The organism is Tepidimonas alkaliphilus, assembly GCF_007556595.1.
In the GTDB taxonomy this organism is placed as follows: Bacteria; Pseudomonadota; Gammaproteobacteria; order Burkholderiales; family Burkholderiaceae_C; genus Tepidimonas; species Tepidimonas alkaliphila.
The window spans coordinates 115,982-130,246 of sequence record NZ_VJNB01000001.1; the positions used below are offsets into that span (position 1 = coordinate 115,982).

The 14,265-nt window shown below is 67.7% G+C and carries 13 protein-coding genes and 6 tRNA genes; all 19 read left to right on the top strand.

Annotated features, from left to right (window positions below; all coding sequences use genetic code 11):
* Positions 1 to 11 precede the first annotated feature (11 nt).
* The 19 genes from purF to Talka_RS00655 all read left to right on the top strand — a co-directional run bounded on the left by purF (position 12) and on the right by Talka_RS00655 (position 14,242).
* Positions 12 to 1,523: an amidophosphoribosyltransferase gene (purF, locus tag Talka_RS00565; protein ID WP_143889082.1), complete on the top strand. Its 1,512-nt coding sequence runs from the start codon at positions 12 to 14 to the stop codon at positions 1,521 to 1,523.
* A 4-nt stretch (positions 1,524 to 1,527) separates the two neighbouring features.
* Positions 1,528 to 2,721, top strand: a complete 1,194-nt coding sequence (locus Talka_RS00570; protein WP_246100506.1) for an O-succinylhomoserine sulfhydrylase — start codon at positions 1,528 to 1,530, stop codon at positions 2,719 to 2,721.
* Positions 2,722 to 2,754: 33 nt separating this feature from the next.
* Entirely contained in the window at positions 2,755 to 4,158 is a 1,404-nt protein-coding gene (gene gltX / locus Talka_RS00575; protein ID WP_143889084.1) for a glutamate--tRNA ligase, read from the top strand.
* A gap of 143 nt (positions 4,159 to 4,301) precedes the next feature.
* A tRNA-Ala gene (locus Talka_RS00580) sits at positions 4,302 to 4,377 on the top strand.
* Positions 4,378 to 4,387: 10 nt separating this feature from the next.
* Positions 4,388 to 4,463: transfer RNA gene (locus Talka_RS00585), tRNA-Glu, on the top strand.
* An 11-nt stretch (positions 4,464 to 4,474) separates the two neighbouring features.
* A tRNA-Asp gene (locus Talka_RS00590) sits at positions 4,475 to 4,551 on the top strand.
* Positions 4,552 to 4,568: 17 nt separating this feature from the next.
* Positions 4,569 to 4,644 (top strand) — tRNA-Glu (locus tag Talka_RS00595).
* 11 nt (positions 4,645 to 4,655) lie between these two features.
* Positions 4,656 to 4,732: transfer RNA gene (locus Talka_RS00600), tRNA-Asp, on the top strand.
* An 86-nt stretch (positions 4,733 to 4,818) separates the two neighbouring features.
* Positions 4,819 to 5,871: a tRNA (adenosine(37)-N6)-threonylcarbamoyltransferase complex transferase subunit TsaD gene (gene tsaD, locus Talka_RS00605; protein WP_143889085.1), complete on the top strand. Its 1,053-nt coding sequence runs from the start codon at positions 4,819 to 4,821 to the stop codon at positions 5,869 to 5,871.
* Positions 5,872 to 5,982: 111 nt separating this feature from the next.
* Positions 5,983 to 7,344 carry a branched-chain amino acid ABC transporter substrate-binding protein gene (locus Talka_RS00610; RefSeq protein WP_143889086.1) on the top strand — a complete coding sequence of 454 codons (1,362 nt, stop codon included), beginning with the start codon at positions 5,983 to 5,985 and terminating at the stop codon, positions 7,342 to 7,344.
* 128 nt (positions 7,345 to 7,472) lie between these two features.
* Positions 7,473 to 7,739, top strand: a complete 267-nt coding sequence (gene rpsO / locus Talka_RS00615) for a 30S ribosomal protein S15 (RefSeq protein ID WP_143889441.1) — start codon at positions 7,473 to 7,475, stop codon at positions 7,737 to 7,739.
* Between the two features lie 230 nt (positions 7,740 to 7,969).
* Positions 7,970 to 10,102 carry a polyribonucleotide nucleotidyltransferase gene (pnp, locus tag Talka_RS00620; RefSeq protein ID WP_143889087.1) on the top strand — a complete coding sequence of 711 codons (2,133 nt, stop codon included), beginning with the start codon at positions 7,970 to 7,972 and terminating at the stop codon, positions 10,100 to 10,102.
* A 46-nt stretch (positions 10,103 to 10,148) separates the two neighbouring features.
* Positions 10,149 to 11,150 (top strand): NAD(P)H-quinone oxidoreductase, encoded by a 1,002-nt coding sequence (locus tag Talka_RS00625; RefSeq protein ID WP_246100507.1) that lies wholly within the window; start codon positions 10,149 to 10,151, stop codon positions 11,148 to 11,150.
* Positions 11,151 to 11,172: 22 nt separating this feature from the next.
* Positions 11,173 to 11,919, top strand: a complete 747-nt coding sequence (tpiA, locus tag Talka_RS00630; RefSeq protein ID WP_143889089.1) for a triose-phosphate isomerase — start codon at positions 11,173 to 11,175, stop codon at positions 11,917 to 11,919.
* Positions 11,920 to 12,011: 92 nt separating this feature from the next.
* Positions 12,012 to 12,377, top strand: coding sequence for a preprotein translocase subunit SecG (gene secG, locus Talka_RS00635; RefSeq protein WP_143889090.1), 366 nt, complete (start codon positions 12,012 to 12,014; stop codon positions 12,375 to 12,377).
* Positions 12,378 to 12,513: 136 nt separating this feature from the next.
* A tRNA-Leu gene (locus Talka_RS00640) sits at positions 12,514 to 12,598 on the top strand.
* Positions 12,599 to 12,650: 52 nt separating this feature from the next.
* Positions 12,651 to 13,010 (top strand): NADH-quinone oxidoreductase subunit A, encoded by a 360-nt coding sequence (locus tag Talka_RS00645; protein WP_143889091.1) that lies wholly within the window; start codon positions 12,651 to 12,653, stop codon positions 13,008 to 13,010.
* A 72-nt stretch (positions 13,011 to 13,082) separates the two neighbouring features.
* Positions 13,083 to 13,562 (top strand): NuoB/complex I 20 kDa subunit family protein, encoded by a 480-nt coding sequence (locus Talka_RS00650; RefSeq protein WP_143889092.1) that lies wholly within the window; start codon positions 13,083 to 13,085, stop codon positions 13,560 to 13,562.
* 29 nt (positions 13,563 to 13,591) lie between these two features.
* Positions 13,592 to 14,242 (top strand): NADH-quinone oxidoreductase subunit C, encoded by a 651-nt coding sequence (locus Talka_RS00655; RefSeq protein ID WP_143889093.1) that lies wholly within the window; start codon positions 13,592 to 13,594, stop codon positions 14,240 to 14,242.
* Positions 14,243 to 14,265: the final 23 nt, after the last annotated feature.

Here is a 14,265-nt window from a genome sequence, read left to right on the forward strand (position 1 = left end):
GGGGCCGATTCATGTGTGGCATCGTCGGGGTGGTCAGCACCCAACCGGTCAACCAGCTGATCTATGACGCGCTGCTGCTGCTGCAGCATCGAGGGCAGGACGCTGCGGGCATCGTCACGCAGCTGGGGCACAAATTTTTCATGCACAAGGCCCGCGGCATGGTGCGCGACGTCTTTCGCACCCGCAACATGCGCGCGCTGCCCGGCAATTGCGGGCTCGGTCAGGTGCGCTACCCCACGGCCGGCAACGCCAACAGCGAGGAGGAGGCGCAGCCGTTCTACGTCAACGCGCCATTCGGCGTCGTGTTGGCGCACAACGGCAACCTGACCAACGCGCAGCAGCTGCGCCAGGAGCTGGTGCAGACCGACCACCGCCACATCAACACCGAGAGCGACTCCGAGGTGCTGCTCAACGTGCTGGCGCACGAGCTCGGGCGCGCTTCGCAGGGCGGCGCGCTGCAACTGGAGTCGATCTTCGCGGCGGTGGCGGCGGTGCACCGCCGCGTGCGCGGCAGCTACGCGGTGGTGGCGCTCATCGCCGGCCACGGCATGCTGGTGTTTCGCGACCCGTATGGCATCCGCCCGCTGTGCATCGGCCGCGGCCCGGACGGCACGGTGATGGCGGCCAGCGAGTCGGTGGCGCTAGAGGGCACCGGCCATCGTTTCGAGCGCGACGTCGCGCCGGGCGAAGCGATTTGGGTCACGCTCGATGGGCAACTTCACGCGCGCCAGTGCGCCGACGCCCCGCGTCACCACCCCTGCATCTTCGAGTTTGTCTATCTCGCGCGGCCCGATTCGGTGATCGACGGCATCTCGGTCTATCAAGCGCGGCTCAACATGGGCCAAGCGCTGGCCACGCGCGTGGTCTCCACCATGCCGCCCAGCGAGATCGACGCCGTGATCCCGATCCCCGAGTCCAGCCGCCCAGCGGCGATGGAGGTGGCGCGCCTGATTGGTCGTCCCTATCGCGAAGGTTTCGTGAAAAACCGCTACGTCGGGCGCACCTTCATCATGCCCGGGCAGGCGGTGCGCAAGAAGTCGGTGCGCCAGAAGCTCAACGTGATTGCCAGCGAGTTCGCCGGGCGCAACGTGCTGCTGGTGGACGACTCCATCGTGCGCGGCACCACCAGCCGCGAGATCGTGCAGATGGCGCGCGAGGCCGGCGCGCGCAAGGTCTATTTGGCCAGCGCCGCGCCGCCGGTGCGCTATCCAAATGTGTATGGTATCGACATGCCGACGCAGCAGGAGCTGGTCGCCCACGGTCGCTCGGTGGAGGAGGTGCGCCAGCTGATCGGCTGCGATGCCCTGATCTACCAAGATTTGGAGGCTATGAAGCGCGCGGTGGCGGCGCTCAACCCTCACCTGCAGGGGTTTGAGGCCTCGTGCTTTGATGGCCACTACATCACCGGCGATGTGACGCCTGAGCAGGTGGAGGCGATGAATGCGCCGCGTTGCATGCCTGCGCTCGAAGAAGACGACGGCGGCGGCTCGCGTTTGACGCTGCCCAGTGTTCAGGAGGTTTGACTGCGTGGCGCTGCATCCCGAAACCGCCGCGGTGCGCGTGGCCGTGCCGCGCTCGCCGTACGGCGAAAACGCCGAGGCGCTGTTTCTCACCAGCGGCTACGTGCAGCCCAGCGCCGAGGCCGCCGCGGCGCGCTTCGCCGGCGACGAGGACGGCTACACCTACGGCCGCTACGGCAACCCCACGACCGCCAGCTTCGAGCAGCGGCTCGCGGCGCTGGAAGGCACCGAGGCGGCGATCGCCACCTCCTCCGGCATGGCGGCGATCCTGATGCTGGCGCTGGGCTTGCTGCAGGCCGGCGACCACGTGGTCTGCTCGCGCTCGATGTTCGGCGCCACGATCAAGCTGATCGGCAGCGACCTGGCCAAGTTCGGCGTGCAGGCCACCTTCGTGCCGCAGACCGATCTGGACGCCTGGCGCGCGGCGGTCACACCCCGCACGCGCCTGCTGCTGGCCGAAACCCCCACCAACCCGCTGACCGAGGTCTGCGACATCGCGGCGCTGGCCGACATCGCCCACGCCGCCGGCGCCTGGCTGGCGGTGGACAACTGCTTTGCCACGCCGGCGCTGCAGCGCCCGGCCGAATTCGGCGCCGACATCGTCATCCACTCCGGCACCAAGTTCCTCGACGGGCAGGGGCGGGTGATGGCCGGCGCGCTGTGCGCCAGCCGCGCGCTGGTGGAGGAGAAGTTCCTGCCGGTGCTGCGCAGCGCCGGCATGACGCTGGCGCCGTTCAACGCCTGGGTGGTGCTCAAGGGCTTGGAGACGCTGCACCTGCGCGTGCGCGCGCAAAGCGCCACGGCGCTGGCGCTGGCGCAGTGGCTGCAGGCGCACCCGGCCGTGGCGCGCGTGCATTACCCCGGGCTGCCCGGCCACCCGCAGCACGCGCTGGCGATGCGCCAGCAGGGCGGCTGCGGTGGCGCCATCGTCGCCTTCGAGGTCAAGGCCACCGGCCCCGAGGAGGGCCGCGCGCGGGCGTTCGCGGTGCTGGATGCGCTGCGGCTGGCGTCGCTGTCCACCAACCTCGGCGACACCAAGACGCTGTGCTCGCATCCGGCCAGCACCTCGCACGGGCGCCTGACCGAGGCGCAGCGCCAGGACGCCGGCATCACGCAGGCGCTGATCCGCGTCTCGGTCGGGCTGGAGCATCTGGACGACCTCACCGCCGATCTGGCGCGCGGCCTGGACGCGCTCGTCTGACGCGCCGGAGCCACCTTCCGATTCCGATCCATCATGACGCCACGAGTCCGCACCCGCTTCGCCCCGTCGCCGACGGGCTTCATCCACCTCGGCAACATCCGCTCGGCCCTCTACCCGTGGGCATTCGCGCGCGCGCACGGCGGCGACTTCATCCTGCGCATCGAGGACACCGACCAGGAGCGCTCCACCGACGAGGCGGTGCGCGTGATCCTGGAGGCGATGGAGTGGCTGGGCCTCACCCCCGACGAGGGGCCGTACTACCAGATGCAGCGCATGGAGCGCTACCGCGAGGTCATCGCGCAGATGCTGCAGGCGGGGCTGGCCTACCACTGCTACATGACGCCTGAGGAGCTCGACGCCCTGCGCGAGCGTCAGATGGCCGCCAAGCTCAAGCCGCGCTACGACGGCACCTGGCGCCCGGAGCCGGGCAAGGTGCTGCCGACGCCGCCCAGCGGCGTGCTGCCGGTGATCCGCTTCAAGAATCCGCTGTCGGGCAGCGTCGTGTGGGACGACAAGGTCAAGGGCCGCATCGAGATCCGCAACGACGAGCTCGACGACCTGGTCATCGCGCGCCAGGCGCCGGTGGGCGAGATCGGCGTGCCGACCTACAACTTCTGCGTCGTCGTGGACGACATCGACATGCGCATCACGCACGTCATCCGCGGCGACGACCACGTCAACAACACCCCGCGCCAGATCAACATCATCCGCGCGCTCGGCCACGAGCCGCCGGTGTACGCCCACCTGCCCACCGTGCTCAACGAGCAGGGCGAGAAGATGAGCAAGCGCCACGGCGCCAAGCCGGTGACGTGGTACCGCGACGCGGGCTTTTTGCCCGACGCCATGATCAACTACCTGGCGCGGCTGGGCTGGAGTCACGGCGACGACGAGATCTTCACGCGCGAGCAGTTCCTGCAGTGGTTCGACCTCGACCACCTGGGCAGGAGCGCGGCGCAGTTCGACGAGGCTAAGCTGCGCTGGGTCAACGCGCAGCACCTGAAGATGACGCCCAACGAGCGGCTGGCGCCGCTGGTGGCCGAGCAGCTGGCGCGCCGCGGCGTGCAGGCCGACGAGCGGCTGCCGGCGATCTGCGGCCTGTTCAAGGACCGTTGCGACACCACGGCGGCGCTGGCGGACTGGGCGCAGCCCTACTACTTGGCGCCGACGCCGCGCGCCGAGGACTTGGCGCAGCACGTCACCGGCGCGGTGCGCCCGGCGCTGGCGGAACTGCGTCAGCGCCTGGCCGACGCGCCGTGGACGGCGGCCGACATCGCCGCGGCATTGAAGGCGACCCTTGCCGCCCACGGCCTGAAGATGCCGCAGCTGGCCATGCCGGTGCGCGTGCTGGTGATGGGCGTGGCGCAGACCCCGTCGGTGGACGCGGTGCTGGCGCTGCATCGGCGCGAGGACGTGCTGGCGCGGCTGGCTGCGGTCTGAAGACGCTGGCGCTGGCAAGGTCGGACGGCCTTTTTGCAGCCGAGGCCGAAAACGTGTCGAATTTATGGCTATAATTCAAATCTCGACAGCGCACGATGGCTCAAAGGCGTTAACGCTTAAGCCGTCCAAGCTTCGATTCCCGTGGGGGTATAGCTCAGCTGGGAGAGCGCTTGCATGGCATGCAAGAGGTCAGCGGTTCGATCCCGCTTACCTCCACCACCGGATACCCGACCCTATCGTCTAGAGGCCTAGGACATCACCCTTTCACGGTGAGTACCGGGGTTCGAATCCCCGTAGGGTCGCCACGGATTTTGCTGGAGCGGTAGTTCAGTTGGTTAGAATACCGGCCTGTCACGCCGGGGGTCGCGGGTTCGAGCCCCGTCCGCTCCGCCAGTCGTTTGTGACTCGACGACCCTATCGTCTAGAGGCCTAGGACATCACCCTTTCACGGTGAGAACCGGGGTTCGAATCCCCGTAGGGTCGCCATTGATCGTGCTGGAGCGGTAGTTCAGTTGGTTAGAATACCGGCCTGTCACGCCGGGGGTCGCGGGTTCGAGCCCCGTCCGCTCCGCCAGCGCGAATCAACCGCAAGCCGACCACCGCCCGCGCGGTGGTTTTTTTACGGGCGCGCCGTCGGCATGACCGCAGGGGCTCAACCGCATGGTGTTCTTGGGTATTGAAACCTCGTGCGACGAGACCGGTGTCGGCGTGGTGCGGGCGTGCGGCTCGCAGCCGCCTCAGCTGCTGGGCGCGGCCTTGCACAGCCAGGTCGCCATGCACCGCAATTACGGCGGCGTGGTGCCGGAGCTGGCCAGCCGCGACCACATCCGCCGACTGCTGCCTCTGCTGGACGAGGCGCTGGGGCAGGCCGGCTTGACGCTGCACGATGTGCAGGCGGTGGCTTACACGCGCGGCCCGGGTTTGGCCGGGGCGCTGCTGGTTGGGGCCGGCGTGGCCTGCGCGCTGGCCTGCGCGCTGCAAGTGCCGGCGCTGGGCGTGCACCACCTCGAGGGGCATTTGTTGTCACCGTTTTTGAGCGCCGACCCGCCCGCGTTTCCATTCGTGGCGTTGTTGGTCTCCGGCGGACACACCCAGTTGATGCGGGTCGAGGGCGTGGGGCGTTACCAGCTTTTGGGGGAGACCATCGACGACGCCGCCGGCGAGGCGTTTGACAAAGCCGCCAAAGTGCTGGGGCTGGGCTACCCTGGCGGGCCGGCGCTGGCGCGGCTGGCCGAGCAGGGCGATCCGGCGGCGTTTGCGCTGCCGCGCCCGCTGTTGCACAGCGGCGGCCTGGATTTTTCTTTTGCCGGGCTCAAGACCGCGGTGCTGACGCAAGCGCGCAAGTTGGGCCCGGAGCTGGCCGCGCGCAAGGCCGACCTGGCCGCCTCCACGCAGGCGGCGATCGTCGAAGTGCTGGTGCATAAGGCGTTGGCGGCGCTGCGCTTGACGGGCCTGAAACGGTTGGTGGTGGCTGGCGGTGTGGGCGCCAACCAGTGGTTGCGGGCTCAGCTTGCGCAGGCGTGCGCGCGCCAGGGGGTGCGGGTGCATTACCCGGAGCTGACGCTGTGCACGGACAACGGCGCGATGATCGCGCTGGCCGCTGCCATGCGCTGGCAGGCCGGCGGCTGGCTGCCGCAAGGCGACGGTTGGGCGTTCGATGTCAAACCGCGCTGGCCGCTGGAGCCATGGTCGCTGGCGGCGCCGGCGCGTTAGCCGACTTAAGACCCCACTCGGCTGGCGCACCTCTATCTGTAATTATGAATTACGAAATGCTACAATCGCCGTGCATGTCAACCTGATCGACTTGTTGTCCACGGAGCAAGCATGACCCCAAGTCTGGCAACCATTTCATCCAAACCAACGCGCCGCGCTGCGCTGGGAGCCCTGGCGGGGCTGGCGGGGGCGTGGGCAGCCTCGGCCTTCGCAGCGTCTGCTCGCGCTGCGGCGCCTATTCGTGTGGCGTTGGTGGAGGCGCTGTCCGGCCCGATAGGCAACGCGGGCGAGGCGGTTTTTCGCAACTTGGTCTGGGCATGCGAGCGGGTCAACGCGCGCGGCGGCGTCGATCTGGGCGGGGGCGTGCGCCGACCGCTGCAGATTGTGCGCTACGACAGCAAAGGTCAGCCGCAGGAGGCGCTGTCGGCGTTGCAGGCGGCGCTGGACGATGGCATCACCATCGTCGCTCAGGGCAATTCCTCGGCGGTGGCGGCGGCGTTGATCGAGGCCATCCATCGCCACAACGAGCGTGATCCGCGGCGTCAAGTCGTGTTCCTCAACTACGCGGCGGTCGATCCGGTGTTGACCAATGAACGCTGCAGCTTTTGGCACTTCCGCTTTGACGCGCACGCCGATATGCGCATGGCGGCGCTGATGGGGGTGTTGCGGCGCGACGCCGAGGTCAAAAGCGTTTACTTGATCGGGCAAGATTACAGCTTTGGTCAAGCGGTGTTGCGCGAGGCGCGGCGTCAACTCGCGCTGCAGCGTCCCGATGTGCGCATCGCGGGCGAGGACTTGCACCCCCTGGCCCGCGTCAAAGACTTTGCGCCTTACGTGACCAAGATCAAGGCCAGCGGCGCGCAGGCCGTCATCACGGGCAACTGGGGCAACGACTTGACACTGCTGGTGCGCGCGGCGCGCGAGCTGCAATTCGAGGGCAAGTTTTACACTTTTTACGGCAACGCACTGGGTGCGCCGGCGGCCATTGGCGAGGCCGGCGTCGGCAAGGTGATCGCGGTGGCGGACTGGTTTCCAAACGCCCCTGGGGAGGAGTCGCGCCGCCTGGTGGAGGCGTTTCGCCAGCGCTTTCCGAATCCGGCAGATGATTACATCCACTTGCGCATGCAGCTGATGATCGAGGCGCTGGCGCAGGCGCTGGCGCGCGCGGCGCGTGCAGGCGGTGCGCTCGGGCCTGATGGCGCGCCGACGGCGCTGGCGCTGGCGCGCGCACTGGAGCAGGCCGATGTCACCCTGGCTGGTCAGCGCCTGCGCATGCGCGCCGAGGATCATCAAGCGCAGCAACCCTTGATGGTGGCGGTCATGGAGCGTCAAGGCGCCCCGGGCGTGCCGTTTGATGTGGAGGGTTCAGGCTACGGTTTTCGGGTGTTGCAGCGCATCGAGGCGGACGAGGCGCAGCAGCCTCACACTTGCCGCATGACTCGACCCGCCGCGGCGGGCGCTGAGAAGATATAATCCTAAGCTTACCTGGCCTTTGGCAAGTAGAGGCTAGGCGCACGTGACGTTGCGGCAACAAAAGGCGCGGTCAGTCCTCATGGCTGCGCGTGCTGCGTGTCACGCAAGTTGGCAAGGAGTTGATAGGCATGATCACATCGAAGGATAAAGCGCAGGTCATTGCAGAGCACGCCCGCGGCGAGCGCGACACCGGCAGCCCCGAGGTCCAGGTGGCGCTGCTGACGGCGCGCATCAACGACTTGACGCCGCATTTCAAGGCGCACCCGAAAGATCACCACGGTCGTCGCGGCCTGCTCAAGCTCGTCAGCCGCCGCCGCAAACTGCTGGACTACCTCAAGTCGAAGGATGCGCAGCGGTATCTGGCGTTGATTCAGAAGCTGGGTTTGCGCAAGTAAGATTAAGATACGCCACGCTTGCACGGTGGCGTGGATGGCTTGATGAGGCTGCCGGCGCCCGGGTTATTTGCCGCGGGCGCCTTTTGTCATCCAAACCCGTTCGAGCGATGGTTGGTCCTCTTGTCGCCGCCCAGAGCGAAGCTGTGTCATTCCAGCGCTGGCTGCACGCCGGCTCGCGCTGGAATGGCATCGTGTTCTGAGCAGGCGACGTCCCTTGAAGGAATCGTTCCATGAGCCTGTTTCAGAAACACACCAAAACTTTTCAGTGGGGCCGTCATACGGTCACCATGGAGACTGGCGAGATCGCCCGCCAGGCCACCGGCGCCGTGCTGCTCGACATGGACGGCACCGTCGTGCTGGCCACCGTCGTCGCCCGTCCCGAAGCCAAGCCGGGCCAGGACTTCTTCCCGCTGACAGTCGATTACGTCGAAAAAGCCTATGCTGCCGGCAAGATTCCCGGCAGCTTTTTCAAGCGCGAAGGTCGCCCGAGCGAATACGAGACGCTGACCAGCCGCCTGATCGACCGCCCGATCCGGCCGCTGTTTCCGGACGGCTTTTTCAACGAGGTGCAGATCGTTGTCCACACGCTGTCGCTGAACCCGGACGTCGATGCCGACATCCCGGCGATGATTGCCTCCAGCGCCGCGCTGGCCATCAGCGGCATCCCGTTCAACGGGCCGATTGGTGCGGCGCGCGTCGGCTACATCAACGGCGAGTATGTGCTCAACCCCGGGCCGGCGCAGCGCGCCAACTCGCGTCTGGATCTGGTGGTGGCCGGCACCGAATCGGCGGTGCTGATGGTGGAATCGGAGGCCGATCAGCTGCCCGAAGATGTGATGCTGGAGGCCGTCATGTTCGGCCACGAGCAGGGCAAGGTGGTCATCGAAGCCATCCACGACCTCGTGCGCGTGGCCGGCAAGCCGGCGTGGGACTGGCAGCCGCCGCCGCGCGACGAGGCACTGATCGCCAAGGTCACCGAGCTGGGCGAGCAGCGGCTGCGCGCGGCCTACCAGATCCGCAACAAGCAGGCCCGCACGCAAGCGTTGCGCGAAGCTTACGCGGCGGTCAAGGCCGGCTTGACGGAGCAGGGCGTCGCGTTCGACGAGGTCAAGGTTGACGGCCTGCTGTTCGAGATCGAGGCGCGCATCGTGCGCCAGCAGATCCTCAGCGGTGAGCCGCGCATCGACGGCCGCGACACGCGCACCGTGCGCCCGATCGAGATCCGCACCGGCTTGCTGCCGCGCACCCACGGCTCGGCGCTGTTCACGCGCGGCGAGACGCAGGCGCTGGTGATCGCCACGCTGGGCACCGAGCGCGACGCGCAGATCATCGACGCGCTGTCGGGTGAATACCAGGACCGCTTCATGCTGCACTACAACATGCCGCCGTTTGCCACCGGCGAGACGGGGCGGGTCGGCGCGCCGAAGCGGCGCGAGATCGGCCACGGTCGCCTGGCCAAGCGGGCGCTGGTGGCCTGTCTGCCAAGCAAGGATGAGTTCCCCTACACCATCCGCGTCGTCTCCGAGATCACCGAGTCCAACGGTTCCTCGTCGATGGCCACCGTTTGCGGCGGGTGCCTCGCGCTGATGGACGCCGGCGTGCCGATGAAGGCGCACGTGGCCGGCATCGCCATGGGCCTGATCAAGGAAGGCAACAAGTTCGCGGTGCTGACCGACATCCTGGGTGACGAGGACCACCTCGGCGACATGGATTTCAAGGTCGCCGGCACCACGCAGGGCGTCACGGCGCTGCAGATGGACATCAAGATCCAGGGCATCACCAAGGAGATCATGCAGGTGGCGCTGGCCCAGGCCAAGGAGGCGCGCCTGCACATCCTGGCCAAGATGCAAGAAGCCATCGCGGGTGCGCGCGAAGAGATTTCGATCTACGCCCCGCGGCTTTATACGATGAAGATCAACCCGGAGCGCATCCGCGACGTGATCGGCAAGGGCGGCGCCACCATCCGCGCCATTACCGAGGAGACCGGCACGACGATCGACATTGCCGAAGACGGCACCATCACCATTGCCTCCACCGACGCCGACCGCGCCGCGCTGGCGCGCAAGCGCATCGAGGAGCTGACCGCCGAGGTGGAAGTGGGGCAAGTCTATGAAGGCACGGTCACCAAGCTGCTCGACTTTGGCGCCCTGGTCAACATCCTGCCGGGTCGCGATGGTCTGCTGCACATCAGCCAAATCGCCAACCAGCGCATCGAAAAGGTCAGCGACGTGCTGCAAGAGGGCCAAGTGGTCAAGGTCAAGGTCATCGAGACCGACGACAAAGGCCGCGTCAAGCTGTCGATGCGCGCGCTGCTGGAGCCCGGCGCGCAGGCGGCGCAGCAGCAGCAACAGCAGCAGCAGTGACGCACGGTTCCACGACGGCGCGCGGGGGACGGCGATGGCTCACCTGATGAACGCGATTGAGATCAGCGCCCCGGGCGCGCCCGACGTGCTGCGGCTGGCGCAGCGCCCTAGGCCGCAGCCGCGCGACGGCGAGGTGCTGATCCGCGTGAGCGCCAGCGGCGTCAACCGCCCCGACGTGCTGCAGCGCCGCGGCGCCTACCCGCCGCCGCCCGGCGCCTCCGACGTGCCGGGGCTGGAGGTGGCCGGCGCCATCGAGAGCGGCGACGTCAAGGCGATGGAGGCTGCCGGGCTGCGCATCGGCCAGCGCGTCTGCGCGCTGCTGGCCGGCGGCGGCTACGCCGAATATTGCGTCGCACCGGTCGGCCAGGTGCTGCCGGTGCCGCGCGGCTGGACCGACGTCGAGGCCGCCGGGCTGCCGGAGACCTTTTTCACCGTCTGGAGCAACGTGTTCGACCGCGGCCGGCTGCAGGCCGGCGAGACGTTGCTCGTGCACGGGGGCGCCAGCGGCATCGGCGTGGCGGCGATCCAGATGGCGCGCGCCTTTGGCGCGCGCGTGCTTGTCACCGTCGGCAGCCGCGACAAGGCAGAGGCCTGTCGGCAACTCGGGGCTGAGCACGCGATCCTCTACCGCGAGCAGGATTTCGTCGCCGAGGTGCAGCGCCTGACCGCCGGCCGCGGCGCCGACGTCATCCTCGACATGGTCGCCGGCCCCTACGTGGAGCGCGAGATCGGCTGTCTGGCCGACGATGGTCGGCTGGTCATCATCGCGGTGCAGGGTGGCGCCGAGGCGCGCTTCGACGCCGGCCAGGTGCTGCGCCGGCGGCTGACCATCACCGGCTCGACGCTGCGGCCGCGCCCGGTGGCGTTCAAGGCGGCGATCGCGCACGCGCTGCGCCAGCGGGTCTGGCCGCTGTTGGAATCGGGAGCGATCCGTCCGGTGGTGCACCGTGTGCTGCCGGCGGCGCAGGCCGCCGAGGCGCATGCCTTGATGGAGTCCGGCGCGCACATCGGCAAAATCATTCTGGATTGGACGGCGCCGCCGTCCTGAACACGCTCTGGAGGACGCTTTCGTGACGCGCAAGCTGATTGCAGGCAACTGGAAGATGAACGGCAGCCTCGAGGCCAACGAGGCGCTGCTGCGCGCTGTGCTGGCCGGATTGCCAGCGGCGCTTGGGGCCGATGTGGCGGTGTGTGTGCCGGCGCCTTACTTGGCGCAGGTGCAGGCGCTGTGCCAGGGCAGCCCGGTGGCCTGGGGCGCGCAGGACGTCTCTGCGCACGAGCGCGGCGCTTACACCGGCGAAGTGAGCGCCGCGATGCTGTGCGACTTTGGTTGCCGCTACGTCATCGTTGGCCATTCGGAGCGGCGTCAATACCACGGTGAGACCGATGAGGTGGTCGCGGCCAAGGCGCAGCGGGCGCTGTCCGCGGGTTTGACGCCGATCGTCTGCGTCGGCGAAACCCAGGCGCAGCGCGACGCAGGGCAGACGGAAACGGTGGTGCAACGCCAGCTCGCCGCCGTGTTGCAGTCCGTGGGCGCTGCGGCAGCCGGCATGGTGGTCGCCTACGAGCCGGTGTGGGCGATCGGCACGGGCCGCACCGCTACGCCAGAGCAGGCGCAGGCGGTGCACGCGCTGCTGCGCGCGCAGCTGCGCGCGGCGCTGCCGGATGATCGAGCGGTGCGCATCCTCTATGGTGGCAGCATGAACGCCAGCAACGCCGCGGCGCTGCTGGCTCAGCCCGACATCGACGGCGGTCTGGTTGGCGGGGCCTCCCTGAAGGCGGACGAATTTCTGCGCATCGTGGCCGCCGCAGCTTGATGCGGCTCGATCGATGGGCCGGGCCGCCCGCGGGTGAGGCAGGCTGTTTGGCCAGCGCGGTCGATCTTTCTCGAACCCAAGAAAGGGCAAGCATGAACGTTTTGCATACGCTGCTGGTGATCGTGCAAGTGCTGTCGGCGCTGGCGATGATTGGCTTGGTGCTGGTGCAGCATGGCAAAGGGGCCGATGCGGGCGCGGCCTTTGGCGGCACCTCCGCCAGCCTGTTCGGCGCCAGCGGCGGGGCCAATTTTTTGTCCCGCAGCACCGCGGTGCTGGCCACGGTGTTTTTGGCTTCCACCTTGGGGTTGGCCTTCATCGGCTATCAGCGTCCCCAAGCCGCCGCACCTGGCTCCAGCGTGCTGGAGCGGGCTGCGCCACCGGCGCCGGCGGCCCCGGCTGCGCCAGCCGCGCCGCCTGCAGGCGCAGCCGATCAGGCGTCGCAAATTCCGGGCAAGTGAAGGTGGCAAACGGGCTGTGACGAAGGGCCCGTCAAGCGCTGGGTTTTCCGGCTACAATTCGCGGGTTCGTCGTCGATGGATGCGCTGCGCAGCCGGTGAGGTGCAGCCAGATCCGGCCCTCGACGATGCCGCCCTTGCCGACGTGGTGGAATTGGTAGACACGCTATCTTGAGGGGGTAGTGGCGAAAGCTGTGCGAGTTCGAGTCTCGCCGTCGGCACCACAGAACCATCACAACAAGGGCGCCTTCAGGGCGCCTTTTTTCGGAGACGACCGTGAGCCTCGAGCAGTATCTGCCCGTGTTGCTGTTCCTATTGGTGGGATTGGCGGTGGGCGTGCTCCCTCAAGTGGTGGGCTATCTGCTCGGGCCGCAGCGTCCCGACCCTGAAAAAAACTCCCCCTACGAATGCGGCTTCGAGGCGTTTGAAGACGCGCGCATGAAGTTCGACGTGCGCTACTACCTCGTGGCTATCCTGTTCATTCTGTTCGATCTCGAAATTGCCTTCCTGATCCCGTGGGCGGTGGCGTTTGCCGATATTGGCGCCACGGGCTTTTGGGCCGGGGTCATGTTTTTGATGATCCTGGTGGTGGGCTTTGTTTACGAATGGAAAAAAGGGGCGCTGGACTGGGAGTGAGCATTGAGGCTCTCCCGCCGGCGCTCGCGCGCCGTCCGACAGCTTAGGACGGCGCAGGCCAGGAGCAGACGCATGATCGAGGGTGTGTTCAAGCAGGGTTTTCTCACCACCAGCTACGACGCGGTGGTGAATTGGGCCAAGACCGGCTCCCTGTGGCCGATGACGTTTGGTCTGGCGTGCTGCGCGGTCGAAATGATGCACGCGGCCACCGCGCGCTACGACATCGCCCGCTTCGGCGCCGAGGTGTTCCGCGCCAGCCCGCGCCAGTCGGATTTGATGATCGTGGCCGGCACGCTGTGCAACAAGATGGCCCCCGCGCTGCGCAAGGTGTATGACCAGATGGCCGAGCCGCGCTGGGTCATCAGCATGGGCTCGTGCGCCAACGGCGGCGGCTACTACCACTACAGCTACAGCGTGGTGCGCGGCTGCGACCGTATCGTGCCGGTGGACGTTTACGTGCCGGGCTGCCCGCCGACGGCGGAAGCGCTGCTGTACGGGATCATCCAGCTGCAGCACAAGATCCGGCGCACGCAAACCATCGCGCGCGTCTGACGGACAAGGCTGGGCAGGAGGGGCAAGCGATGACACAAAGCTTGGATGTCGGGCGCTGGGCCGCGCTGGCGCAGCAGACCGAGCGCCCAGCGCCGGAGGCGGTGCATGACGCCGTGCAGGCGGCGCTGGACGGTCTCGAGGCGCGCGTGGAGCTGCAGCGCGGCGAAGTCACAGCGGTCGTGCCGGCGGCGCGCTACCACGAGGCGATGCTGAGGTTGCGCGACGCCGACGGCTGCCGCTTCGAGCAGCTGATCGATTTATGCGGGGTGGATTACTCCACCTACGGCGACGGCCGCTGGGAAGGCCCGCGCTTTGCGGTGGTGGTGCATCTGCTGTCGGTGACCTTGAACCAGCGGGTTCGGGTGCGCACATTCTGCCCGGATGATGACTTCCCCATGATCGATTCGGTGGTTGATGTGTGGCCTTCCGCGAATTGGTATGAGCGCGAAGCGTTCGACCTGTTCGGCATCGTCTTCGAGGGCCACCCCGACCTGCGCCGCATCCTGACCGACTACGGCTTCATTGGGCACCCGTTCCGCAAGGATTTCCCGCTGTCCGGGCACGTCGAGATGCGCTACGACCCTGAGCGGCGCCGCGTGGTGTATGAACCCGTGACGATCGAGCCGCGCGAAATCACCCCGCGCATCATTCGCGAGGACGCCTACGGGGGGCTGCACTAAACGGCGCGCCTGCGGCGCCCGAG

Bases quoted from the DNA above. Each gene is read 5' to 3' on its own strand.
- purF (WP_143889082.1), top strand. From the start codon at position 12: ATGTGTGGCATCGTCGGGGTGGTCAGCACCCAACCGGTCAACCAGCTG.
- gltX (WP_143889084.1), top strand. From the start codon at position 2,755: ATGACGCCACGAGTCCGCACCCGCTTCGCCCCGTCGCCGACGGGCTTC.
- tsaD (WP_143889085.1), top strand. From the start codon at position 4,819: ATGGTGTTCTTGGGTATTGAAACCTCGTGCGACGAGACCGGTGTCGGC.
- Talka_RS00610 (WP_143889086.1), top strand. From the start codon at position 5,983: ATGACCCCAAGTCTGGCAACCATTTCATCCAAACCAACGCGCCGCGCT.
- rpsO (WP_143889441.1), top strand. From the start codon at position 7,473: ATGATCACATCGAAGGATAAAGCGCAGGTCATTGCAGAGCACGCCCGC.
- pnp (WP_143889087.1), top strand. From the start codon at position 7,970: ATGAGCCTGTTTCAGAAACACACCAAAACTTTTCAGTGGGGCCGTCAT.
- Talka_RS00625 (WP_246100507.1), top strand. From the start codon at position 10,149: ATGAACGCGATTGAGATCAGCGCCCCGGGCGCGCCCGACGTGCTGCGG.
- secG (WP_143889090.1), top strand. From the start codon at position 12,012: ATGAACGTTTTGCATACGCTGCTGGTGATCGTGCAAGTGCTGTCGGCG.
- Talka_RS00650 (WP_143889092.1), top strand. From the start codon at position 13,083: ATGATCGAGGGTGTGTTCAAGCAGGGTTTTCTCACCACCAGCTACGAC.
- Talka_RS00655 (WP_143889093.1), top strand. From the start codon at position 13,592: ATGACACAAAGCTTGGATGTCGGGCGCTGGGCCGCGCTGGCGCAGCAG.